Source organism: Dyadobacter sp., assembly GCF_039919315.1.
Taxonomy (GTDB): domain Bacteria; phylum Bacteroidota; class Bacteroidia; order Cytophagales; family Spirosomataceae; genus Dyadobacter.
Window position 1 is genome coordinate 1 of record NZ_JBDSFX010000020.1, and the last position, 23,769, is coordinate 23,769.

Below are 23,769 nucleotides of genomic sequence, written 5' to 3' on the forward strand. Positions count from 1 at the left end.
GAAGTTAAGCCCAGAACCGCCGATGATACTTGGATCAAACCTGGTAAAGTAGGTAGTCGCCACAATACCATTAAAAACGCCGTCCTGATAAGGGATGGCGTTTTTGCGTTTAATCAAAGCACAATCGCTCAGAATGCGGGATCAATATTTGTCGAACTGAAAGAGGGCTAATGATGTTTGGAGTATTGGCCGTTTTTATGGTGTCAATGGCAAGGATTTATTACGGCAGTATCGGGATTTTCAGAGCGGATTTAAAGATTGGAATCAAAGAGGGTACGCGAAAAAGTGGCTTCTCTACCCTGAAAATTGGGGCACAGCTATCAATAGATGAAACCAGTCTCTCCCGTGGTGAGCTCTACACTTATTCTTACAAATAAAGCTGCAAAGGGCGGTAAAGGCGGCCGCCGCTGCGGGAGTATAGCCGCCATTATGGCTGGCACCAAGGCCGAAACTATCATTGAGGTCCTCCGCAGAATCCCGGAATCCCTGCGCAAGAAAGTGTCCGAAATTACGCTTGATATGGCTGGCAGCATGACCATGATCGCCAACGTTGTTTCCCTAAGGCTACCCGCGTCACAGAACGTTTTCACGTGCAAGGATTAGCCAATTGAAGCATTGCAAGAAATCCGCATTAAACGTATGCGTCTGATAAAACGATATTTTAACAGATCCGCATAGTTCGTAATCTTGTTTCATGAGAAATGAAGCAGAAAAAATGCGTGAACTTTATGATCAGTGGCGAACGCAAGGCATAAGCAAACAGGCTTTTTGCAATCGGAATGGTATGGGATACCATAAATTCAATTACTGGGTTAAAAAAATCCGCAGCAAGAATTCCACTCCTGTCGTATCGACCGGTGGTTTCAGCCAGACACCGGTTCAACTACCGGATGTAATTGAGCAAAATCAACAGGCGCTGGCAGCCATTACTTTTCCATCTGGAGCGCGTATAGAGCTGTTCGGATCTCTCGACGCTTCATTTATCAAGAGGATCATTCTTTAATATGCTGGCTTATCTCACTGCTGCCGGTACTTTTTGTACCAGAGCCCAACGGACATGCGGTATGGTATTTACAGTTTGGCCGGACTGGTACGCAATGAACTGGGGTTTGATCCGTCAAGTGGTGATGTATTTGTTTTTCTGGGCAAAAGACTTAATCAGATCCGGCTCTTACAATGGGATCGGGACGGTTTTGCGATGTATGTCAGAAAGCTGGAACAAGGCACTTTTGAATGGCCAAAGGAAGAAGGGATATCCATCACCAGTCAGCAGTTAACACTTCTTTTACAGGGTGTAATGCTGGATTCGGTTCGCCTTAGAAAACGTTATCAGCATACAAAACAGATGTGAGGCTCACAGGGAAACTCTGCCCAAAAAGCACCTTAAAGCTTGTCTGAGCTGGTTTTGTATCGTATCTTCGGGTTATGAAAGATACAGCGACGGACTATAAATTACTTTATGAGCAGGCGATTGCTGAACATAAAAAGTCGCTGGAATTGATCTCCGAGAAAGATGAACAGATCCAGGCCCTGAACTTTGAACTTGATAAATACAAGCGGTATATATTTGGTAAAAAGAATGAGAAACTAGCCGGCATACATACGGACGTAAACCAGATCAATCTGTTTAAACTGGGAACCGACCAGACGCAGCAAGAAGAACTATCACTGTTGCCCGATCAATTGAGAATCATGACAAAACTATTGTCAATTATTTTGACAACTAGGAGCACCAACGCTTCGGCTGAGTCATTCAATGCTAAAATCAAGTTTTTTAGGTCGTCTTCAAGAGGCATGAGAGACATCTCATTCTTCTTATTCAGGCTCTCGAAGATCTATGCTTAACTTCCCCCAAGAATTCCACTTGATCCTGGATATGATTTATCTAGGTTTGTGCTTTTAATCAGACCGCATAGTTTTGGAGAGTTTCTTGGGATCAGTCCGAAAAGTTGGGGGCAAGCTAAAAAAGTAGTTGTTTTGCCTTGAATCAATTGATAATACATTGCGAGAGTTTTATCTACCCGTAGGCCAGTTCGTATTGCCCGAAGGTATCCTCAAATATTCTGGCTTTCCAAAAACGTTGAAACAATCTCAATATTCTCCACATGACCATCAAATTGGGCAAACAACCACTCCAAGTAAGGATAACTATTGACAGCTACTAACACAACCCTATGGACCAATATACATTTGGACTGTACCAAAAAGTTGAACAAATTTATGTATTAGATTTATTATAACTGAGCTCCCCCTGGTTTTTAGAAGGCTGAAAGTAGAGTTTCCACCATTTAGAGCCACTCCCCGGTCTTCCTAGTACGATGATTTTACTATCAAGAAACTTAAATCTAATAGAAAGCTGGCCGAATGGCTTTGGCTGATATCAGTTCTTTGACTGAATTAACAATACCTGGAGTGTCCAAACCGCATTCCTGATACAACTCATGCGGTTCACCGTGCTCTACGATGAAATCAGGAATTCCTAGTCGCTTCACCTGAGAAGAATAGGCGTTGTCGGTCATGAATTCTATAACGGCGCTACCAAAACCTCCCTGTAAGCAACCATCTTCTAATGTCACGACCTTGTCAAAGGAAGAGAATATTTCGTGAAGCAGAGCCTCATCTAAGGGCTTTGCGAAGCGCATATCGTATAGGCCGACAGAGATACCTTGTTTTTCTAACAGTTCACAGGCTTGCTGAGCGAAGTTACCAAGTGGTCCAAATGAAAGAATTGCGACGTCGGAACCTTTACGAATCAATCTGCCCTTACCTATCTTGATTTCTTCAAACGGTGTCTTCCATTGCGGCATTACTCCTGTACCTCTTGGATAGCGAATAGTGAAAGCATGTGTACCGGATTGGAACGAGTCCAATTGCGCGGTATACATCATATTTCTCAATTCCTGCTCGTTCATCGGAGAAGCCACAACCATATTGGGAATGCAACGCATAAACGCAATGTCGTAAACACCATGATGCGTCGGTCCGTCTGCTCCCACTAATCCCGCACGATCCAGACAAAAGATAACCGGTAATTCTTGAATGCAAACGTCATGAATGACTTGATCGTACGATCGCTGCATGAACGTGGAATAGATATTACAAAAAACAATATCTCCCCTAGTAGCCATTCCTGCCGAGAAAGTAACAGCATGTTGCTCTGCTATCCCGACATCGAATGCACGATCCGGAATGGCCTCCATCATGATATTCAGAGAAGATCCAGACGGCATTGCCGGCGTCACTCCAACAATCTTGGGATTGGTTTTGGCCAATTCTACAATCGTGTTACCAAATACATCCTGATACTTCGGTGCTTGAGGCGTATCGTAGATTTTCTTTTTTATTTCACCAGTTATTTTGTCAAAAACACCAGGCGCGTGCCATTTGGTCTGGTCCTTTTCGGCCGGGCCGTAGCCTTTTCCTTTTACTGTAAGGCAATGTAGCAGCTTGGGACCGGGAATACTTTTAAGATCTTTTAAAACTTCTGTCAGATGGCTGATATCATTACCGTCGATCGGACCAAAATATCGCAAGCCTAAGGATTCAAAAAGATTGCTTTGACGAAGTATGGCGGTTTTCATCACCGTTTCCACCTTAGATACAATCTCCTGAGCACTTTTACCGAAGTTACTCATCTTACCTAGCAGGTTCCAAACCTCATCCCTGAACTTATTATAAGTTTGAGAAGTGGTAATGTCGGTAAGGTATTCTTTTAATGCACCTACATTGGGATCAATGGCCATGCAGTTATCATTCAGGATAATCAGCAGATTAGAATCCGTTGCTCCTGCGTGGTTCATGCCTTCAAAAGCCATTCCGGCTGTCATAGCGCCGTCGCCAATGATGGCTATATGCTGTCGCTCGAAATTCTTTTCCAATGCGGATGCCACCGCCATACCCAGGGCTGCTGAAATGGAAGTAGAAGAATGTCCTACTCCAAAGGCATCATATACGCTTTCCTTTCTTTTAGGGAAGCCCGAAAGCCCTCCGTATGTACGGTTGGAATGGAAATTATCACGACGTCCGGTGAGTATTTTGTGGCCGTATGCCTGATGCCCCACGTCCCATACCAGCTGGTCGTCGGGTGTGTTGAAAACGTAGTGAAGCGCAACGCTTAATTCTACCACACCAAGACTAGCTCCAAAATGACCTCCGTAAACAGAAACATTGTCGATTATAAACTGACGTAATTCATTACATACCTGGGGAAGTTGCGAACTGTCAAGTTTACGTAAGTCCTCTGGAGAATCAATTGTAGCTAATAATTTCCCTGGTGTTATAAGCATGTCGTGGACTATTAATCAGATTTCGGCAACCGTTTTTATTCAAAATATGAACAAAATTAAGCAAATGGGTATTAAATCTGACTTTTATTTTTGCTGACTAGCTTTGAACAGCTTTTGCTTTTCTTCCTTGGTAAGGCTTTCATAACCAGACTTGGAGATTTTGTCAAGAATGGAATCTATTTCCATTTGATCCGGCATTTCAATAGTTCCCGAAGACGATGAAGAATACACACTGCTACTACGGTACACCTGTCTTTCGCGATAAGTTACCTGCATCGACGGCCGCTTTCGGAAAAGTCTCGACCAACCATTCATTACTGCATACAGAGGCTTGCCAAGATCTGTACCACTTTGCAATAGTTTGATGAAAACATAGCCAACAAACGCGCCGCCCAAATGCGCAAGGTTGCCACCTGCATTGGGCCCTACTGTTTGAGCCAAAGAAAGAATAATGTAAAATAACGCAATGAATTTAATCCTTACCGGACCTAAAAATATCAGATTGAAAGTATAATTAGGAAGCAATGTGGAAGCGCCTACAGCCACTGAAAATGCAGCAGCGGAAGCCCCCAGCATTCTTGATCCAACAATATGAGCCTGGAAATATGGAAGTATATTGTAAAGAACAATGTAGATCAATCCACCGGCAATACCGCCCAACATGTACAATGCGATCACCCTTTTTGCACCCAAATACTCGTCCACAAGCTTTCCAAACCAATAGAGGAACAGCATATTGAACAAAATATGAAATATGTCGTCGTGTGTGAAAAAGTAGGTTATAAGCGTCCAGGGCTTGTATAGAAACTCATTAGTAGCAGCGGGAAGCTGTAGGGAATTAATAACTGCCAGGTATACATTCGAGGACTGAGAGAGTGTCAGTATAATTTTCAAAAGCAGCAATACAAGGAATACTGCGGTATTGATCAAGATTATTTTTATCAGTGCATTCTCTGATTTGGCGAATTCCCTTTTAACGTCGTCAACAATATTGCTCATCTTTCAATAGAAATTTGTTTTTTGCGTACCCCAGTAACGCAACAATATATATGCAAATAGCATTCCTCCAATGTGTGCGAAATGCGCAACATTATCTGATTGAGCGTTTTGAATCCCTGAATACAATTCGTACAAACCGTAAAAAGCGACGAAATATTTAGCTTTTATGGGAAAAGGAACAAATAGCAGGAAAAGCTCAGTATTTGGAAATAATAATCCAAACGCCATAAGGATGCCGAAAATTGCTCCGGAAGCCCCTACCATTGGCGTATTGATCAAACGTTCGTAATAAGCATTGACAAAATTTACACTATCCTGAATATAGCTGGTATTAGTTGGATTTCCTTCAAATTTATTTAAAAAATCAAGACTGGATTCGTAAATGCCTTTTGCATGCTGGCTCATGAATTCTGCCAGCCCGTCGGGTGTAGGATTTTGTGTAAATATCTCAACAGCATGGCGTACCTGGCTGTTCTCATAGTAATCAATTCCTGAAAAAAGAAGGCCCGCGCCTATTCCCGTAAAAAAGTAGAAAAACAGAAACTTCTTCTGCCCCCACATTCTTTCCAGCAATGGGCCGAACATGAATAACCCGAACATATTACTGAACAAATGGCCCAAACTGCCATGCAGGAACATGTACGTTACGAACTGGAAAATGTGAAAGTGAGGTGACAACAAAGATCTGAGGGCAAAATCCTCACTTAAATTCATGACACTGGAGTCGACCAGGTAAAAAAGGATATTAAGGATAAGTAGGTTTCTGACAGTTGGGGTTATGGCTAACATATAAAATATTAAAATCAAGGATTAGAATTCAATAACTGCTTGCTGCATATTTTTGTTTCCTAGTTTTTAAATATGCTGCTGAGTTTGTCCATAGTCAATAAAACGATAATCGCTTCACCACTAGGCGTACGGTTTGGGTCGGTAGATGCAAACAATTGGTCAATGAGCGTGTGGATCTCAACGAATGAGAGCTTGACGGCATAGCGTACCGAAAACCGTCTTGCCAACGATCGTGAGAGACTTTCGGGCTTATTGAGTTTCAGATCGGAATAACTTTGCTTCAACTGCTCAATCAACTCTTCGAACAAGTCTTGTTCGCTTTCTTCGGGCAAATCAGCGGGTATACCCCTTATGATTAATTCATTGGAGCCAAATTCATCGAATTCAAAGCCGAGACTGCGAATCTCCTTTTTAGTTTCATGCACCAGCTGCATATCGGAATGCGTCAGCCGGATCGTTTTCGGAAACAGTAGCTGCTGACATGCACCATTGCGGTTAGTAAGCATTTTACGATATCGCTCGTAGAGAATTCGCTCGTAGGCGGCTTTTTGGTCAATGAGCATGATCCCGTCTTTGACCTGCGAAAGAATGTACCGGTTGTGGAGTTGAAAAAGGACCGCATCACTTTCAGGAGCCGAAATGACTTCAGAAGCCATTCTGTTTACCTTACTCGCCACCGTTTTGGCCTGTTCCTGATAAGCCGGTCTGGAAACAGTAGTGGTATTCATTTCAAAAGCAGCGAGCTCGCGGCTCCTGTCCTCCGAGTTCTGTAACCCTTCGAATAACTTGTTCCAGTTAGTCAGATTGGATTTTGAATGACCGGCTTCATCTTTTCTGGACTGGGCGGCCCAGTCGGGCATAACTGTCCTTGGTATCAGATTATGGTTCTGATCGGACGGCGACGGATTCAAGAAATTGATATTATCATCAAAGTCAATAGATTGAGATAGATTATATACGCCCACTGCTTTTTTTACCGCAGCCATAATGATAGCATACACCGATCGCTCATCGTCAAATTTAATCTCCGTTTTGGTGGGATGGATATTAATGTCAATGTGGGAAGGATCAATTTCAATGAATAACACATAAAACGGATGACTTCCCTCCGGGATAGTACCATCGAATGCGCTGATCACCGCATGATGCATGTAACTATGCTTGATGTAGCGATCGTTTACAAAGAAAAACTGCTCCCCGCGTGTCTTCCTAGCGAATTCAGGCTTACCAATGTAGCCGCGAACACAAATGTAGGACGTGTCTTCCTGACAGAAAGCAAGTTGCTCACGATAGCTTTTGCCGTAAATATCAATGATCCGGCGCACGAGTTTTCCGGATTGCAGATTGAAAACCTCAGTGTCGTTATGGTGTAATGAAAAGGCTACCTCAGGATGTGCCAGGGCAACGCGCTGAAATTCATCCAGCACGTGACGCATTTCGACGGAATTGGATTTTAAGAAATTCCGACGCGCAGGGACATTAAAGAACAGGTTTTTAACCGAAATATTGGTACCCTTCAAACAGGCCACAGGCTCCTGTGTTTTGATTTCAGAGGCATCAATGCGTATCAGGCTACCAAGCTCATCCGACTCCTGCCTCGTACGCAATTCAACCTGGGCTATAGCGGCAATTGAAGCAAGCGCTTCACCTCTGAAACCCATCGTACGGATTCTGAACAGGTCCTCCGATTGTCTGATCTTCGATGTAGCATGCCTTTCGAAAGACATTCTCGCATCAGTTTGTGACATTCCGGTACCATCGTCGATGATTTGGATCAGTGTCCGTCCGGCCTCGCGGAGTATGACCTGAATATGCGTTGCTTTCGCATCAATCGCATTTTCCAATAGCTCTTTTACCACAGAAGCGGGTCTTTGAACGACCTCCCCGGCGGCGATTTGATTGGCTATGGAATCTGGTAATAATTGTATGATGTCGAAAGACGGCATGTGCGGATTGGTATTTATTTTACTATAACAAATAAACAAAAATTTTTTAACAGCCGGGCTAAATTTGGCGGGTAGTAAGGAGCGGGAGACTTCTTTTACTTTTATTTCAATCGAAATAATTACATTATTTATTGAAATCTTATAGAATAATAGAACATTTTTGTAACAAGTTTTTGTGGACCTTAAATATTTTGTATATCTTGGGATACTAAACTCCCTACTTAATCACCTGATCCTGACATGAAAGCACCCATTTTTAAAAGATTCAATTTTACTATGGCATTACAGTGGCTTATATTTTTGCCGGTAATATTGCCTCTTTGTATCATATTCGGAGCCTTACAAGGTATACTGACTATGGTCGAGAAAATGGCGCAGAGAATGTGGATGGATATGGAGTTATAATTTGAAATTCGATTTTATCAGGTTTTATACAAAAGCAAAAGCGCCCGGAAACTTTCCGGGCGCTTTTGCTTTATTTATTTACTGCTTTCAGAATTTCCATCTCACGAAAGCTTCCATTGCTTCATATTCGGCAAGTCCCAGCTCGTCATACAAATGAGCAGTTGCGCGGTTGCGCTCTTCGGCACGTTGCCAGAATTCCCTCGAATCTTCTCCCTGGAATACCACACCGTCTTTTTGTGACTGATGTTTGAAAATCCCCTGGCGTTTTTTCAAAACCTGATCCGGGCTCATTGGAACCGCCATCTCGATTTCATAAATATCCCATTCAGCCCAGGCACCACGGTAAAGCCATACCCAGCAGTCCTTCATGAAATTTTTATGTTTCGAGCGCTGTAATGCAGCCTCGATCGCATCCCAGCAAACCTTGTGTGTTCCATGTGGATCGGCAAAGTCTCCCGCAGCGTAAATCTGATGTGGTTTTATTTCTTCGATCAGGTTTTCGATGATCTTAATATCTTCCTCTCCGATCGGTTTTTTCTGAACAGTACCCGTTTCATAAAACGGCATATCAAGGAAATGAGCCTGGCTGGTTGGGATTCCAACAAAACGACAAGTAGCCTTCGCTTCTCCCCTTCGCAGCAACCCTTTCACCTTACGGATCTCAGGCGTATCAATTTCACTGTCTTTGGTATGTTTCAGGAATTCTTTGGCATCCAGGAACAGTTTGTTTGCATCAGGACTGTTTATTCCAAAACCACTATTGAAATCAACCACGAAATCGATAAAACGCAATGCTTCGTCGTCGGCTACGGCAATGTTACCGGAAGTCTGGTACGCAACATGTACCTCATGGCCCTGATCTACAAGCCTCTGGAAAGTACCGCCCATGGAGATAATGTCATCATCCGGGTGCGGACTGAAAATCAATACACGCTTTTTGGCGGGCTGCGCTCTTTCCGGACGATGTGTGTCGTCGGCATTAGGCTTGCCACCCGGCCAGCCGGTAATAGTATGTTGTAATTGGTTGAAAACGTTAATGTTGATCTCGTAACCTGAACCATATTGGGCCAGCAAATCACTCATCCCGTTATCATTATAGTCCTTATCTGTCAGTTTCAGGATCGGTTTGTTCAATGCACTGGAAAGATAAGTGATCGCTTTTTTGATCATTTTATTATCCCAGATCACCGAGTCAACCGCCCATGGTGTTTTGATACGGGTCAGTTCGGTAGCGGCGCTTTCGTCTACAACGAATGATACATCCGGATGCGCCTGCAGGTAAGAAGCCGGGTTGAGTTCGGTAACCGGTCCTTCCACAGCGCCGCGGATCACCGCAGCTTTTCTTTCACCCCATGCAAGTAAAACGATCCGACGTGCATTCAAAATAGGAGCAACACCCAATGTAATCGCTTTACGAGGCACATTATGCAAGCCGCCAAATTCCATTCCGGCTGCAACCCGTGTTGAATGATCGAGTGTAATCAGTCTGGTGCGGGAGTTGATCAGCGACCCTGGCTCATTAAAACCAACGTGGCCGTTTCCACCGATACCCAGCAACTGGAAATCCAGTCCGCCTACTGCATTGATCTTGTTCTCATAGGAAGTACAGTATTCGCGCAGCATAGCAGGAGGTACCGTTCCGTCGGGAAGGAAAAAGTTTTCTTTTGGAATATCTATATGATCGAACAGCTGCTCTTTCATGAACCGGTGGTAGCTATAAATGGATTCCGGCTCCATTTGATAATACTCATCCAGGTTAAAGGTGATCACGTTCTTAAAACTCAGGCCTTCCTCTTTATGCATCTTCACAAGAATCGCATAAACAGTTTTGGGAGACGACCCTGTTGCAAGTCCCAAAACACAAGGCTTACCTTCTTTTTGCTTTTGACGGATCAAATCCGCGATCTCTTTCGCAACCGCATTGGAAGCTTCCTTTGAATCGGCAAATATCTGCGTAGGTATTTTCTCGTAGGTAATAGGCTGGCCGATGGTACCGGCTGTGCCTTTTCCGTTAGCGGAGGCTTGCATCAAAATTGTTTGGGGACTCACCGTTTGTTGGCTCATAATTTGCTTGAATTTATTTTAAGAGTTTGCGAATAGACGGAGCAGTGAATTACTGGATTTATGCCTGAGTGTTCGATCACGCAAGACTAATTCGGTTGTGCAAAAGTACAACTCAAAACGAATATTATTAAAAAAATTTAAAAAATAACTTTTACTTAAAACTACTCTTTTTACTTCAAATGCGGCTATTTCGAGGCTTGTGAAATTGTAGAGCGGCATTCATGGAGAGATAAAGTAAGTGTAATTATTTTATTCCAAAAGAATTGCTCGTATTTTTGCGGCTTATTCTACGAAAACATCACACCATTTTTTTCTGATAAATCCCATGTCTACACTCACAAGCGTTGTACGTGATACTACCATTTTTGATCTGATTAACAGAGAAAAGCACCGCCAGGAATCTGGTATCGAGCTGATTGCCTCTGAAAACTTTACTTCCAAACAGGTAATGGAAGCGTCGGGGAGTGTACTGACCAACAAATACGCCGAAGGATTGCCAGGAAAAAGATACTATGGCGGATGTGAAGTAGTAGATGAGATCGAGCAAATCGCCATCGACCGTCTGAAAGAACTTTTCGGTGCTACCTGGGCTAACGTACAGCCGCATTCAGGAGCACAAGCTAATACTGCTGTTTTTCTTGCCTGCCTGAATCCGGGCGACAAAATAATGGGTTTCAATCTTGCCCACGGCGGACATTTGACTCACGGATCGCCAGTTAACATTTCAGGAAAATATTTTCAGCCTGTATTTTATGGCGTTGAGGCAGAAACCGGTTTGATCGATTGGGATAAAGTTGAAGAAACTGCGGTAAGAGAGCGTCCAAAACTATTGATCTGCGGAGCTTCCGCGTATAGCCGCGACTGGGACTACGAGCGTCTGCGCTCTATTGCTGACCAGGTAGGCGCATTGTTAATGGCAGATATTTCTCACCCTGCCGGTCTTATTGCAAAAGGTCTTTTGAATGATCCGTTCGATCATTGCCACATTGTAACTACTACAACACACAAAACTTTGCGTGGCCCACGCGGTGGTGTGATTATGATGCGTAATGATTTTGAAAACCCTTTTGGTATCAAAACACAAAAAGGCCAGCTGCGTACCATGTCTTCATTGCTGGACTCAGGAGTTTTCCCGGGTACGCAAGGTGGGCCATTGGAACATATCATTGCAGCAAAAGCGATTGCATTTGGTGAAGCATTGAGCGAAGGCTATTACAACTACGCTACCCAGGTTGGGAAAAATGCGCAGGCTATGGCAAAAGCATTTGTTGATAAGGGTTACCGCATCATTTCTGGCGGAACCGACAACCATTTAATGCTGATCGACCTTCGCACTAAAAACGGAATCGAATCAGGACTGACTGGTAAGCTAGCCGAAAACACATTGATTAAGGCGGATATTACCATTAATAAAAATATGGTGCCGTTTGATGACAAATCACCGATGGTCACGTCAGGTATTCGTGTAGGAACTGCTGCTATGACCACTCGTGGTTTGGTTGAGACGGATATGGAGCGTATCGTTGATTTATTGGACACAGTACTGGTTAACCATGATCAAGATGCTAAAATTGCTGCTGTTAAACAGGAAGTTAATAACTGGATGAAGCAGTATCCGTTATATATCTGATAAATTATAAAATACGTTAACTGCGTGATGGCCCTGCTGTCACGCAGTTTTTGTTTACAGACAATGTAAGGCAGAACGTCTATATCTTAAAGAATTGTGCGCTAACTTGTTTTGACTTAATAAAGTTTTCATAACTTTGCACTCCAAAATCGAATTAATTGATATGAGCAAGAAAAACACGGATGAGTCCGGGCTTGAAATTATTGAAACTCCGGAAGCACTAGCTGGCCAAATCAATAAAGCAGAGGTTTTTTTTATAAAAAATCGTAAGATAGTTTTAGGGATTGGTGGAGCGATACTGGTTGCCGTTGTGGCGTTTGCCGGGTATCGTTTTTACATTGACGGCCAGGAAGGAACAGCTCAGGATGCGCTTGCAAGTGTAGTTTATGATTTTGAAGCAGATTCTCTGCAAAAAGCATTGAACGGTAGCGGCGGAAACGAAGGCTTGTTGTCCATTGCAGACAGTTATAAAGGTACTGATGCCAGCAACCTTGCTAACTTCTACGCAGGTGTTGCTTTGCTCAAACAAGGTAAATATGATGACGCGATCAGCCACCTTCAGTCTTTCAGTTCTTCTGACCTGTTGGTTCACGCTCGTGCTCAATCATTGATCGGAGACGCATATCTTGAAAAAAACCAGCCAGCTGACGCTATTTCTTACTACCAGAAAGCTGCTGACTACGAAAAAAACGAATATTTTACGCCGGTATATTTAATGAAACTAGCTATCGCTCAGGAAAAAGCAAACCAGGCTCCTGATGCTGTTGCGACATATAAACGTGTTATTGATGAGTTTCCTCTTTCATCGGAAGTGGTTAACGCTAAGAAATACATGGGATTATTAGAGGGACAGGTCGGCAAATAATGGTTAACCATTTCTGTTTCTGAAAAAGGATAAAGCCGACAAAGGTTTTATCCTTTTTTTATTTTTTCAACATTCATATTTCCAATAGAGATTTCTGAAAATCAATTATTATGTCAAGTGCGGATAAGAATTTAAGCGTTTTTACAACCGAAGGCCTTCCGGACATTAGTGCCCGCAAATTTGCAATCGTCGTAGCGGAATGGAATAGTGAGGTAACCGAGAAGCTTTTTGAGGGAGCTTTTCAGACATTGATTACATATGGTGCCCTTGCTGCCAATATCGTGAGAGGTAATGTGCCCGGAAGCTTCGAACTTACATTAGGGGCTCAATGGTTTGCACAACGCAACGACATTGATGCCGTGATCGCACTGGGTGTAGTGATTCAGGGAGAAACAAAGCATAATGACTACATCAACCATGCTGTGGCACAAGGTATCACCAATGTAAGCCTAAAAACAGACAAGCCGGTAATTTTCGGGGTACTGACACCCAATAATATGGAGCAGGCTTTGGAGCGATCGGGTGGTGTACACGGAAATAAAGGAGACGAGGCAGCCATGACAGCCATCAAAATGTTAGGCTTGAAAGCACAAATCAATCAGGGATAACCACCCAACATTCACTCATTCAAAATTCATAATTCAAAATTAAAATATGCAAGTCTGGAAATTTGGCGGCACTTCGGTTGGAAAGCCTGAACGCATGCATTCGATTCGCGAACTTCTTAATAGCGATCCAAGCCGGAAAATTGTCGTACTATCAGCACTTTCAGGGTCTACCAATGCATTGATCGCCATCGGTGAAGCAGCCAAGGCGTTTGACGATGCCAAAGCTGCCGCTTTGATCGAAGATCTGAAAACACATTACGGCTTGTTCATCAAAGAACTATATGCTACGCCTGCAGGCCTAGCGAATGGTCAGACGATCGTGGACAATGAGTTTGGGTTTATCAAATCTTTGGTAGGTATCAAACCATTTACCATTAAACAAGAAAAGGAACTGGTTGCGGAAGGCGAGATACTGAGTACCAAAATGTTTCAGTCGTATCTGGAAGAAAATGGAGAAAATTCCGTACTGCTTCCTGCGCTGGACTTTATGCGTATAGATGCCGACGGTGAACCTGAGCTCGCTACCATTGAGGAAAAGCTGGTCACGATTTTAAATCAATATACAGACAAGCAGACGATCATCACACAAGGCTTCATTTGCCGCAACCCCCGTGAAGAGGTAGATAACCTGAAAAGAGGCGGATCTGACTATACCGCATCCCTGATCGGAGGAGCGATCCGTGCGGATGAAATTCAGATTTGGACCGACATTGACGGAATGCATAATAATGATCCCCGGATTGTGAAACGTACATTTCCTATTCGCGAGCTGACTTTCGAGGAGGCTGCGGAGCTGGCGTATTTCGGGGCGAAAATTTTGCATCCGAGCACCATTACCCCTGCCAAATTAAGAGGCGTTCCCGTTAGGTTGAAAAACACTATGCAGCCGGAAGCTCCCGGCACATTGATCGCCAATCAAACATCTGACCGCGACATTAAAGCGATTGCCGCCAAAGACAACATTACGGCGATTTACATCCATTCGACCCGTATGCTGAATGCTTACGGCTTTCTTCGTAGGGTTTTTGAAATCTTCGAGAAATATAAAACACCGGTGGATATGATCACTACATCGGAAGTGTCGGTATCGGTCACGATTGATAACTCCGAAAACCTGGACAAAATCAGTGCAGAATTGAAAGAATTCGCTGATTTAGAGGAACATGACCGTGATCAGAACATCATTTGTATCGTAGGTAATTTCAGTGCGGATAAAGAAGGTATCGCTTTAAAAGTGCTGGACGCCATGAAGCACATTCCTATACGAATGATTTCGTATGGTGCCTCGGAACACAATCTTTCGTTATTGATTCACTCCAAATACAAAGCAGAAGCGCTTAATGTGTTGAATGAGCGACTGTTTTACTATGAGGATGCCATGAGAGATATTTTTACAGCACCATAAGCTATCCCCTATATGTTACAAACCAATTTTATCCGTGATAATAAGGATCTGACGATTGCGGGATTAATAAAGAAACATTTCAAAGACGCTGAGGCGGCAGTTGACAGGATTCTCGAACTGGATCAGAAGCGACGCGAGTTGCAGCAAAACCTGGACGAAACCCTTGCATTGGCCAACAACAAAGCCAAGGAGATCGGTGCGATGATGAAGGCTGGCCAGAAGGCAGAGGCAGAAGCAGCCAAAGCAGACACCGCAGCTTTAAAAGAACGCTCAAAAGCATTGGATGAAGAGCATAAGTCTGTTGAAGCATTGCTGCTGGAAGAGCTTGTTAAGCTTCCCAATTTGCCGCATGCTAGTGTTCCCGAAGGCAGAACAGCCGAGGATAATGTAAATGTGCTGGAAACTGGGGCAAAGCCGGTGTTGCCGGAAGGAGCATTACCTCACTGGGAATTGATCAGGAAATTGGGAAAGAACCAGGCGCCTATCATTGATTTTGAACTGGGAAATAAGATTTCCGGGGCTGGATTCCCGGTCTATAAGGGCAAAGCTGCACGGTTGCAGCGTGCGATGATCGCATTCTTCCTGGATGAAGCCGGCAAGGCAGGGTATACCGAAATACAGCCTCCTATTGTTGTAAATGCTGACTCAGGGTTTGCTACAGGGCAGTTGCCAGACAAAGAAGGCCAAATGTACCACGATGCTGCCGACGATCTGTATCTGATCCCGACTGCGGAAGTTCCGGTAACGAATTTGTACCGCGATGTGATCGTGGCGGAAAGTGAGTTGCCGGTTAAGAATGTCGCATACACGCCCTGTTTTCGTCGCGAGGCGGGTAGCTGGGGCGCGCATGTGAGAGGTTTGAACAGGTTACACCAGTTCGATAAAGTTGAAATCGTTCAGATCAACAAGCCGGAAGACTCTTACAAGGCATTGGATGAAATGGTCGATCATGTCAAAAGCTTGCTTGGAAAGCTGGAACTACCTTACCGGATTTTACGGCTTTGTGGAGGAGATATGGGCTTTACATCCGCATTGACTTACGATTTCGAGGTATGGTCTGCGGGCCAGGAGCGTTGGCTGGAATGTAGTTCTGTATCAAATTTTGAAACCTACCAGGCCAATCGTTTGAAATTGAGATATAAGAACGCTGACAAGAAAACGCAGCTGCTACATACATTAAACGGCTCAGCATTGGCTTTACCACGGATTGTGGCCGCATTGCTTGAAAACAATCAGCAGGCCGATGGTACCGTGAAGGTTCCTGCCGTTTTGGTACCGTATTGCGGTTTTGATGTGATTGAGTAAATTAAATTTCAGATTTTAGTAAAAAGGCTCTCAATCATTTGGGGGCCTTTTTGGATTTTCAAAAAGCAATGTGATACCGGTTTGGTCCATAATGAGCCGCCCAACCTTTTCGGAAGAAACTCCGGGTTCGATCTGAAATGAATTTTCAAACTGGCTTCCTACAATTCGTGTCCTGAAACAGTGAAAGGCGATTTGAGACGATGTCCGATAATGATTGACTAACTTCATCAGGTGCGTGGAGACCAGGAATAGTGAGCCGTTGCTTCGGGAAAATCCATCCACCACTGTTTTGGAGCAGTGTAATGCATCCTCATGATTAGTACCTCTGAAAAGCTCGTCGATAATGATAAAGCATTTGTCTCCCGCATGCAGCGCTTCCGCAATGTTTTTGATCCGCATCATTTCACTATAAAAATGACTATACCCGGCTGACAGGTCATCCGATAAGTGAATGGAGGTATAAAGGCGGTCAAAGAATGGCAGGCTCATTTCCCTTGCAGGTACCGGGCAGCCGAGGTGCGCGAGGTAAATTGCGATCCCGCAAGCTTTCAAAAAAGTAGTTTTGCCGCTGGTATTAGCGCCGGTCAGGATACAGACGGGGCTCTCATTTTCGAGTACGAAACTGTTCGGAACAGCATTTGGAATGAGCGGATGCCAAATTGCCACAGCATTGAATTCATTTATGTTTTTATCAAATCGGGGAAATGTAAGGGAATGCTGAGAGGCAGTTTTGATGATGGCCAAATAGGCGTCGAAGCGATAGAAAATATCGAGCAGCTGGCGCAATACTTTCTTATGTGAGATCCTGAAATAGTAATCCATGCGAAAAACAGCGCGGTTTGAGAGCCTGTCTTCATTTTGGTTCAGGAAAGATTTAATGGTACCGGACAAAAGGAACTTCCGCATAAAAGTTACCTCATTAGCTATTTCCTCGGGAATGTCTTCGTCTTGCAGTGCCATCAATGTATTCTTAATGGCTTTGATAAACCTGAATGTGGCGAACAGTCCGCTCTGGATCCTGTAATATTCTTCGGGGCTTTTCAGAAAATAAATGAAAGTATCAAACCAATGTCGGAACACATCGTTTGACATGGAATGTGCGACGCTTAACTCATAGTAGCCTTCGACAGCCATGATGTAAGCCCTTGGAATGGTAATTTCCCAAAAGCCCGGTTCTTCCTGAATGGTTTTGAGGAGCTTTTGCAGGGATAGCAGCTCTGAAAAGGTGCTTTTGGGCTTGCTGAGCATTGCTTTAAGACAATCTCTGCCGCCTGGTGTTTTGGTCTGATCAAAAAAATTGAGAATGCTGACGGAACGGTTACTCTCCGCAATGATCTGCAATTCAAGTAGCGTATGATGATCAACAGGATGCATTTTGAGAATTTAGGATATTCTCAAAAGTAAAAAGCTGTGGTAAAGTTGGTGCGTTAAATAAAGTTAAACTTCCTCTTTTCTGGGAAATGCCAGCCAGATGAAATAACCTGTGAGCCCGACAATGCAAATCTGCATGAGGTAGTCAATGAGCAGCTCGGTGGATGCAGTAGGATCAGACGGCGTCATGTAACAGGGCATGCCCAGCCGCCACCAGTAAGACGGATGCACAACGCACAGCACATTAAAAATCAAGAGTAACGCAATCTGCGTCTTGTTTTTCCAGTCGATCACGTAAAAAACAAGCGGGATCAGGAAGAGGAAAATGTAATTACTGTACGCACTTTGCTGGACGATCATCATGGTAGCATAAAGCACGATCCAGACGCGGGACAACATTACCCTGAAATCAGCATGACGCAATCTCAATGCAGCTAAACACGCCAGACCGACAGAAATAGCCAGCCCAATCCAGTTCCAGAATTTTTCACCTACTCCAATGTGGTTATGAAACAGTGGATTAAGGATAGATTGAATGTTAGGTGCGCGCAATGTTTTGGCTTCGTCCAGCGGTTGTGTGAATTCCCAGCCTACTAATGGATAGAGTATGGCCAATGATATCATTCCAACAATGACCATCGGAATAAGCAGACGTATTTTTTGTTTCTCTAGAATGAATAAGGGAATGAGTATCAACACAAAAATCGCTTTCGTCGTCAGCAGCCCAATCGCGAGAATGATAGCATACCATGCAACCCGCAGCGTCCTTTCCCGGATCAGATAGGCCAATATGACAAACAGCCACATCCAAACATCTTCCTGCGCACCGATGATGCAGAGTACTAATGAACCCGGCAGTAACAGATATAGCAACGATTTGAACAGAAAAACACCTTTTGACTGAAAAGGCCTGAAGAAATGATAAGAAGCCAGTATCGCCACGCCATCCATGAGGGCCATGGTCAATACGATCATTTTGGGACTATACCAGAATTTCAACCAAAAGCCCAGAAAATAAGCGTATAAAGGCGAATAGGGTGACCAGAAATCGCGGTAGACAATTTGCCCGAGCGACGCTTTGCTGCCTTCATCCCAAAATCCATTGACGTCGGAAGTGGGCTCTTGCCCGGCAATGAGGTAAATGGCAATGAATGGTAACAGCCGCAATAAAACCCAGCCGATAAGTAATGTAGCATTAACGGATTTTTTTTCCAGCCACAAGGTTAATGCATCTTTTTTCAAGAGAATTGCAATCACCAGTAATGAAGCCAGTAGACTGATAGCCAGTTTGGCGAAGACTATGCTCATGCCGTTGCCAGGTTTTCAGAATACACCACCTTGCGGTAGGTTTCCCTCAGGATCCAGAAAAAGCAAAGCACATTCAATATTTGCAGGGCATATTCAAACAGAAACGCGGGGTTTCCGAACATTCCTAAGGACGTATATGCCGGCTGTTTAATGCAGACCCAAACAAAAGGCTGTACAACGGTAAGCCAGTTAACAGCCAGTAATACAATGACATGAATGGATTTGCGAATATCAATGACTTCAAAAAGTACGGCCATCAAGTAGGCGATTACGTAGGCGCCCATTGCGCTGGCCTGGAATATCATCATACAGACAAAACAGGCAATGAATATACCGGGCAGGATTTCATTAATGTGCCGGTGGCGCGCCTTGAAAGCCATATAAGCAGGAATGAAAACGGTAAACAGCAGTCCGAACCAGTTGATCAATGTTGATTTTTTCTCATTGATGTGAATAATGGTTTCAACAAATGGCCTGGTGATGGAAAAGAGGTTTGGCGTCATTAATTGTTCCGTGTGCTGAATGGGCATCAGGAAAAGGTCGCCGATCTGCCAGTACAGAAAACCAACTGCCGGCAAACCCACCGCTGCCATTACGAGAAGCATTTTCACTGGTTTTTTGACCACAACCAATAATGCAGGAAGTAGGAAAATGAATGTTACCTTGATCGTAAGCAAAGCCAGCGCATAAAGCAGCCCAACCCCGACTTCGTAATCCACTGGTTTTTTGATCGTAAAGCGCCATATTAGTAATGCGGCACCCCAGAACCACACTTCCTCCTGGCCATCTACCAGAATGTACATGAATGCAGCCGGCAGCATATAATAGATTATTGCCAATTGCAAAGCATTGCTGGTCCTTTTCTTATAAGTTTGGTAAGTTAGCCAGAGAATGCCGCTTTCCATCAGGACCATGAACAAAACAATGGCCCGCGAATTATGCCAGATCCAGATGGGTAAACTGATAATGTAAGCGTATAAAGGAGCGTGGTACGACCAAAAATCCCGGTAAACAAAGCCACCTTTTTTAGCTGCCTCGGCTTTATAAAAAAAGAAAGGAATATCGCCCCGCGGATCTTCGTTAATAATAAGGAAAATGCCAATCCACGGAATCAGCCGAAGTAAAACGAACCCCAAGCCGAAGATCAGCTTCTCATTCTCTGCCTGCCATCGGGCAAAGAGGTCGGATCTGCTGATGGTCCAGATGATTCCAATCGTTAATCCAAGGTTGATGAGGAGCTTTATATAAAAAATCGTAAGGATCGGCATGTGTGATATGCAGTGATAAAGGCGCAAACTTAAGACAACTTTTCTTGAAAATGAGCAGCAAAACCCAAAGTTTTAATTGGTTAGAAAATTGTATGCTTGCATACCTTTTATCTTAATCATATTTTTGATAAACGTCATCCACCGTAATCGTTGCTAATTATGTCAATTGCTTCTCAACTAATTGGAATGGATTTTAATCTGAGCGAAGAACATCTGGCGGTTCAGGAAGCTGCGCGTGACTTCGCACAGAACGAACTTTTGTCCGAGGTCATAGAAAGAGATAATACGCAAAAGTTTGATCCGGTACTGACCAAAAAAATGGGGGAGCTGGGGTTTTTGGGCATGATGGTCGCCCCTGAATACGGTGGAAGCGGAATGGATACACTTTCTTATGTCATTGCGATGGAAGAAATCTCCAAAGTCGACGCATCGGCGAGTGTGATGATGTCGGTTAATAATTCCCTGGTTTGCTGGGGACTGGAAGAATATGGGAGTGAAGAACAAAAGCAAAAATATCTGACCAGACTTGCAGCAGGTGAGATCATTGGTGCGTTCTGCTTATCAGAGCCAGAGGCGGGTTCTGACGCTACCTCACAGCATACTACGGCTGTAGATATGGGCGACCATTATTTATTGAACGGCACCAAAAACTGGATCACCAATGGTAATACATCATCAGTATGTCTGGTCATCGCTCAAACGCACCCGGAAAAACAGCATAGGGGCATCAATGCATTCATAGTTGAAAAGGGGCTGCCGGGATTTGCGATCGGAAGAAAAGAGGATAAAATGGGTATAAGGGCTTCTGACACGCATACCCTGATGTTTTCAGATGTGAAGGTACCTAAGGAAAATCGTATCGCGGAGGATGGATTCGGTTTCAAATTTGCGATGAGTACATTAAATGGCGGCCGGATTGGGATAGCTGCGCAGGCACTGGGGATTGCGGCGGGCGCATTTGAATTATCCTTGAAATATTCCAAGGAAAGAAAAACTTTCGGCCGACCAATCAGTGAACACCAGGCGATACAGTTTAAGTTATCGGAAATGGCTGTTAAAATCGAAGCTGCGAGGTTGCTCGTTTACAAGGCGGCACGTACGAAAGATGAGGGAAAGGATTATATCCAAGCAGCGGCCATGGCCAAATTATATGCGTCCGATGTTGCCATGTGGGTTACAACGGAAGCAGTCCAGGTTCACGGAGGCTATGGATATGTGAAAGAATATCATGTGGAACGTATGATGAGGGACGCAAAAATCACTCAGATTTATGAAGGTACCTCTGAAATCCAAAAACTTGTGATAGCCCGCGAGCTCCTGAAATGAATCGATTTTCCTTGTCAGGACGGTTTTATTCTAAATCTTGGATTAAAATGATATAAAAATATCACTTTTTTTCACTTTTTTGTCAATATATACTTGTATTAGTTTTGTACAATTTATTAGATTTGTACAAAAATTGGAACAATGGTCAAAAGGACCCTTAAATATATCAAGTATGGAAGACTATAATAAGATTATTGAGTCGCTGGGGGTGAAATTCGTGAAGGCGCGTCATATCCGGATTTTGCAACCGATTACTATTAAAAACTTTTATGACGTACAAAATTCGCTGACGATTTTGTACGACGGAGAAGTTTCTTTCGGATCTGAGGAATCGCATAAGGTTGAGGAAGGGGATATGCTTTTCATTCCGGGAGGCAAGCACGCGACGGTAACATACGGCAATACGCAGACTGCGAAGACGGTATCCAATGAAGAGTTCATGACCAACCGTGATAACTATATCGAGGCTGGCCACGATCCTGCTCTGATCGGAAAGTTGCCCAACTCATTTGGGTTAATATCATTTGAAGCAAAAGTTTTTGATACGGTTAACTTCTTTACTTCTCTGGACGTTCCTCCGTTCCTGATCAAAAGAGATGACCAGATCGCCATTACGATCAACCAGATCTTGACGGAAGATATGCTTGATACCCCTGGTAAAGGACGTATCATCAAGATCAAAACCGAAGAGGTGGTGATCGAGATCATTCGTTATATCCTGAAAAACAAATTGTTTGTTGAGCAGCTTGTTACGAACAGTACTTATTTCAAGGATCCCCGACTGATCGATATCTTTGCTTATATCAAGGATAACCTGGGCGGTGACCTTTCGAACAAGGTGCTCGCGAATGTTGCGAACGTATCGGAAGATTATGTAGGCCAGTATTTCAAAATGCTGACGGGTATCAATCCTCAGGATTACATTGAATACCAGCGTATGGAAAAAGCAGTAGACTTGCTACGTACTTCTAAAAAGAGCATTCGTGCGATTGGTTCTGATGTAGGTTACAAAGACACAGCTTATTTCTGCCGTCGTTTCAAAATGATGTTTGGAATTCCTGCCGGCAAAATGCGCCGTCGTGAATCATTGATGAATGTTTAGAAAAGATTTGAATGTATAGCAAAAAGAGAACCCTTCCCAGGTTCTCTTTTTTGTTGGTCAATGCTTCTGGTTTATTGAATGGGGGTAAGCTGCGCGGCAGTGACTTTCCACTTACCTCCCGACCGCACACATACTGTCATATAGGCGACTTCTCCCTGAAAGTTGTTGTTTTCAATCTTCGCCCGCACATTCCACTGCCCGGATACAATGGCCACATCCCCGTAAGTGCGCGTGCGCGTGCCTGAGAGCTGTCCGGACTCAATGTTCATGTATCCTTGTGCAATGCCCTGTCGCAGCGACTCTCCGTCGATGATACGGCCATTAAAGCCAACGGCGTTAAAATCATTGGATAGAAGACTTCCAAGACTATTCGCATCTTCTTCCGATAATGCTTTGAAAAACAGGTTGGAGCAGTCCGTACCGTCAACAGGTATCGGAGCATTGGTTTGTGCCCATATTGGTGAAATGCAGGCAAAAAGAATAATAAGCGATCCAATGAATTTCATCCGAATGTGTTGATAATGTGCTTTAAAGTGTACCGGCGCAAGGTATGAGAAAAGAATTTAACATGTAAACGTACATTAAAAGGCGTCATGCATTTGACATGAAACATTTTCTAAGCCCGGGATTATATGAGTAAATTCGGCCATCCGTTTACACAAGACATTTAGTAATTGCTGCAATGACCAAAATGACGACCCGAGGTTTGATAATATTACTGATTTCAGGATTAATGGCCTGTTCTTCTCCACCCGACAAGATAGGCGCTCTGGACCTTAATAAATGGCGCAGTGACCGCGGAGGTTGCAATAATGTGCGTTCGACGCTTCAAAAGGATTTTAAGGCCGTTCAAGCGCAGCTGAAAGGTAAATTCGCAGACGATATCGGTGAATTACTGGGCAGGCCCGACATTCACCAGTTGGGAGAAAGGAATGTTAAATTCTACGTTTACTACTTCGAAAAAGGGCCGCAATGCGAAGACATGAAGTTGAAGTCGGAAGCGCCCAAGGTGATCCTGAAATTCAATGCGGTTGGTTTACTGTCTGAGATCACTTACCAGGACCGCCCTTTGTCTGAGTTGTAAGCATATAG

21 protein-coding genes are annotated in these 23,769 nt (G+C 43.8%); 12 read left to right on the forward strand and 9 right to left on the reverse strand.

Features of this window, described 5'->3' with window-relative positions:
* Positions 1-327 precede the first annotated feature (327 nt).
* The 4 genes from ABIO93_RS05340 to ABIO93_RS05355 all read left to right on the forward strand — a co-directional run bounded on the left by ABIO93_RS05340 (position 328) and on the right by ABIO93_RS05355 (position 1,845).
* On the forward strand, positions 328-603 hold the full coding sequence (locus ABIO93_RS05340) for a hypothetical protein (RefSeq protein WP_348065206.1): 276 nt from the start codon (positions 328-330) through the stop codon (positions 601-603).
* A 91-nt stretch (positions 604-694) separates the two neighbouring features.
* Positions 695-1,003, forward strand: a complete 309-nt coding sequence (locus tag ABIO93_RS05345; RefSeq protein ID WP_348065208.1) for a hypothetical protein — start codon at positions 695-697, stop codon at positions 1,001-1,003.
* A gap of 33 nt (positions 1,004-1,036) precedes the next feature.
* Positions 1,037-1,351: an IS66 family insertion sequence element accessory protein TnpB gene (gene tnpB, locus ABIO93_RS05350; protein WP_348065210.1), complete on the forward strand. Its 315-nt coding sequence runs from the start codon at positions 1,037-1,039 to the stop codon at positions 1,349-1,351.
* A gap of 74 nt (positions 1,352-1,425) precedes the next feature.
* Positions 1,426-1,845, forward strand: a complete 420-nt coding sequence (locus ABIO93_RS05355; protein ID WP_348065212.1) for a transposase — start codon at positions 1,426-1,428, stop codon at positions 1,843-1,845.
* 500 nt (positions 1,846-2,345) lie between these two features.
* Here ABIO93_RS05355 and dxs read toward each other — a convergent pair whose 3' ends face one another.
* The 5 genes from dxs to nagB form a co-directional block, all read right to left on the reverse strand.
* Positions 2,346-4,286 (reverse strand): 1-deoxy-D-xylulose-5-phosphate synthase, encoded by a 1,941-nt coding sequence (gene dxs, locus ABIO93_RS05360; RefSeq protein ID WP_348065214.1) that lies wholly within the window; start codon positions 4,284-4,286, stop codon positions 2,346-2,348.
* A gap of 84 nt (positions 4,287-4,370) precedes the next feature.
* Positions 4,371-5,285 carry a rhomboid family intramembrane serine protease gene (locus ABIO93_RS05365; RefSeq protein ID WP_348065216.1) on the reverse strand — a complete coding sequence of 305 codons (915 nt, stop codon included), beginning with the start codon at positions 5,283-5,285 and terminating at the stop codon, positions 4,371-4,373.
* A gap of 3 nt (positions 5,286-5,288) precedes the next feature.
* Positions 5,289-6,074 (reverse strand): rhomboid family intramembrane serine protease, encoded by a 786-nt coding sequence (locus ABIO93_RS05370; RefSeq protein ID WP_348065217.1) that lies wholly within the window; start codon positions 6,072-6,074, stop codon positions 5,289-5,291.
* 59 nt (positions 6,075-6,133) lie between these two features.
* Positions 6,134-8,020 (reverse strand): DNA mismatch repair endonuclease MutL, encoded by a 1,887-nt coding sequence (mutL, locus tag ABIO93_RS05375; protein WP_348065219.1) that lies wholly within the window; start codon positions 8,018-8,020, stop codon positions 6,134-6,136.
* Positions 8,021-8,512: 492 nt separating this feature from the next.
* Positions 8,513-10,453 (reverse strand): glucosamine-6-phosphate deaminase, encoded by a 1,941-nt coding sequence (nagB, locus tag ABIO93_RS05380; RefSeq protein ID WP_348065301.1) that lies wholly within the window; start codon positions 10,451-10,453, stop codon positions 8,513-8,515.
* 361 nt (positions 10,454-10,814) lie between these two features.
* On the opposite strand from nagB, the gene glyA reads away from it, so the two are divergent.
* The 5 genes from glyA to serS all read left to right on the forward strand — a co-directional run bounded on the left by glyA (position 10,815) and on the right by serS (position 16,302).
* On the forward strand, positions 10,815-12,119 hold the full coding sequence (gene glyA, locus ABIO93_RS05385; protein ID WP_348065221.1) for a serine hydroxymethyltransferase: 1,305 nt from the start codon (positions 10,815-10,817) through the stop codon (positions 12,117-12,119).
* A gap of 163 nt (positions 12,120-12,282) precedes the next feature.
* On the forward strand, positions 12,283-12,984 hold the full coding sequence (locus ABIO93_RS05390) for a tetratricopeptide repeat protein (RefSeq protein ID WP_348065223.1): 702 nt from the start codon (positions 12,283-12,285) through the stop codon (positions 12,982-12,984).
* A 110-nt stretch (positions 12,985-13,094) separates the two neighbouring features.
* Positions 13,095-13,592 carry a 6,7-dimethyl-8-ribityllumazine synthase gene (ribH, locus tag ABIO93_RS05395; protein WP_348065225.1) on the forward strand — a complete coding sequence of 166 codons (498 nt, stop codon included), beginning with the start codon at positions 13,095-13,097 and terminating at the stop codon, positions 13,590-13,592.
* A 46-nt stretch (positions 13,593-13,638) separates the two neighbouring features.
* On the forward strand, positions 13,639-14,997 hold the full coding sequence (locus ABIO93_RS05400; protein WP_348065227.1) for an aspartate kinase: 1,359 nt from the start codon (positions 13,639-13,641) through the stop codon (positions 14,995-14,997).
* A gap of 12 nt (positions 14,998-15,009) precedes the next feature.
* The gene (serS, locus tag ABIO93_RS05405; protein WP_348065229.1) at positions 15,010-16,302 is read left to right on the forward strand and encodes a serine--tRNA ligase; all 1,293 of its coding nucleotides are present in this window, start codon (positions 15,010-15,012) and stop codon (positions 16,300-16,302) included.
* Positions 16,303-16,332: 30 nt separating this feature from the next.
* Here serS and ABIO93_RS05410 read toward each other — a convergent pair whose 3' ends face one another.
* From ABIO93_RS05410 to ABIO93_RS05420, 3 genes are all read right to left on the reverse strand, one after another.
* Complete coding sequence (locus tag ABIO93_RS05410) at positions 16,333-17,676, reverse strand: DNA mismatch repair protein MutS (protein ID WP_348065231.1); 1,344 nt, start codon at positions 17,674-17,676, stop codon at positions 16,333-16,335.
* Positions 17,677-17,739: 63 nt separating this feature from the next.
* The gene (locus ABIO93_RS05415) at positions 17,740-18,981 is read right to left on the reverse strand and encodes a hypothetical protein (RefSeq protein WP_348065233.1); all 1,242 of its coding nucleotides are present in this window, start codon (positions 18,979-18,981) and stop codon (positions 17,740-17,742) included.
* Positions 18,978-20,249, reverse strand: a complete 1,272-nt coding sequence (locus ABIO93_RS05420; protein ID WP_348065235.1) for a hypothetical protein — start codon at positions 20,247-20,249, stop codon at positions 18,978-18,980. The genes ABIO93_RS05415 and ABIO93_RS05420 overlap by 4 nt, the downstream gene beginning before the upstream one ends.
* A 186-nt stretch (positions 20,250-20,435) precedes the next feature.
* Here ABIO93_RS05420 and ABIO93_RS05425 point away from each other — a divergent pair, with 186 nt between their 5' ends.
* Positions 20,436-21,575: an acyl-CoA dehydrogenase gene (locus tag ABIO93_RS05425; RefSeq protein WP_348065237.1), complete on the forward strand. Its 1,140-nt coding sequence runs from the start codon at positions 20,436-20,438 to the stop codon at positions 21,573-21,575.
* 172 nt (positions 21,576-21,747) lie between these two features.
* A complete protein-coding gene (locus tag ABIO93_RS05430; RefSeq protein ID WP_244824830.1) occupies positions 21,748-22,677 on the forward strand; it encodes an AraC family transcriptional regulator in 930 nt (309 codons plus the stop codon).
* Positions 22,678-22,748: 71 nt separating this feature from the next.
* On the opposite strand, the gene ABIO93_RS05435 is transcribed toward ABIO93_RS05430, so the two are convergent.
* A complete protein-coding gene (locus ABIO93_RS05435; RefSeq protein WP_348065240.1) occupies positions 22,749-23,183 on the reverse strand; it encodes a nuclear transport factor 2 family protein in 435 nt (144 codons plus the stop codon).
* 185 nt (positions 23,184-23,368) lie between these two features.
* Between ABIO93_RS05435 and ABIO93_RS05440 the strand changes: the two genes are divergently transcribed.
* Positions 23,369-23,761, forward strand: coding sequence for a hypothetical protein (locus tag ABIO93_RS05440; RefSeq protein ID WP_348065242.1), 393 nt, complete (start codon positions 23,369-23,371; stop codon positions 23,759-23,761).
* Positions 23,762-23,769 lie beyond the last annotated feature (8 nt).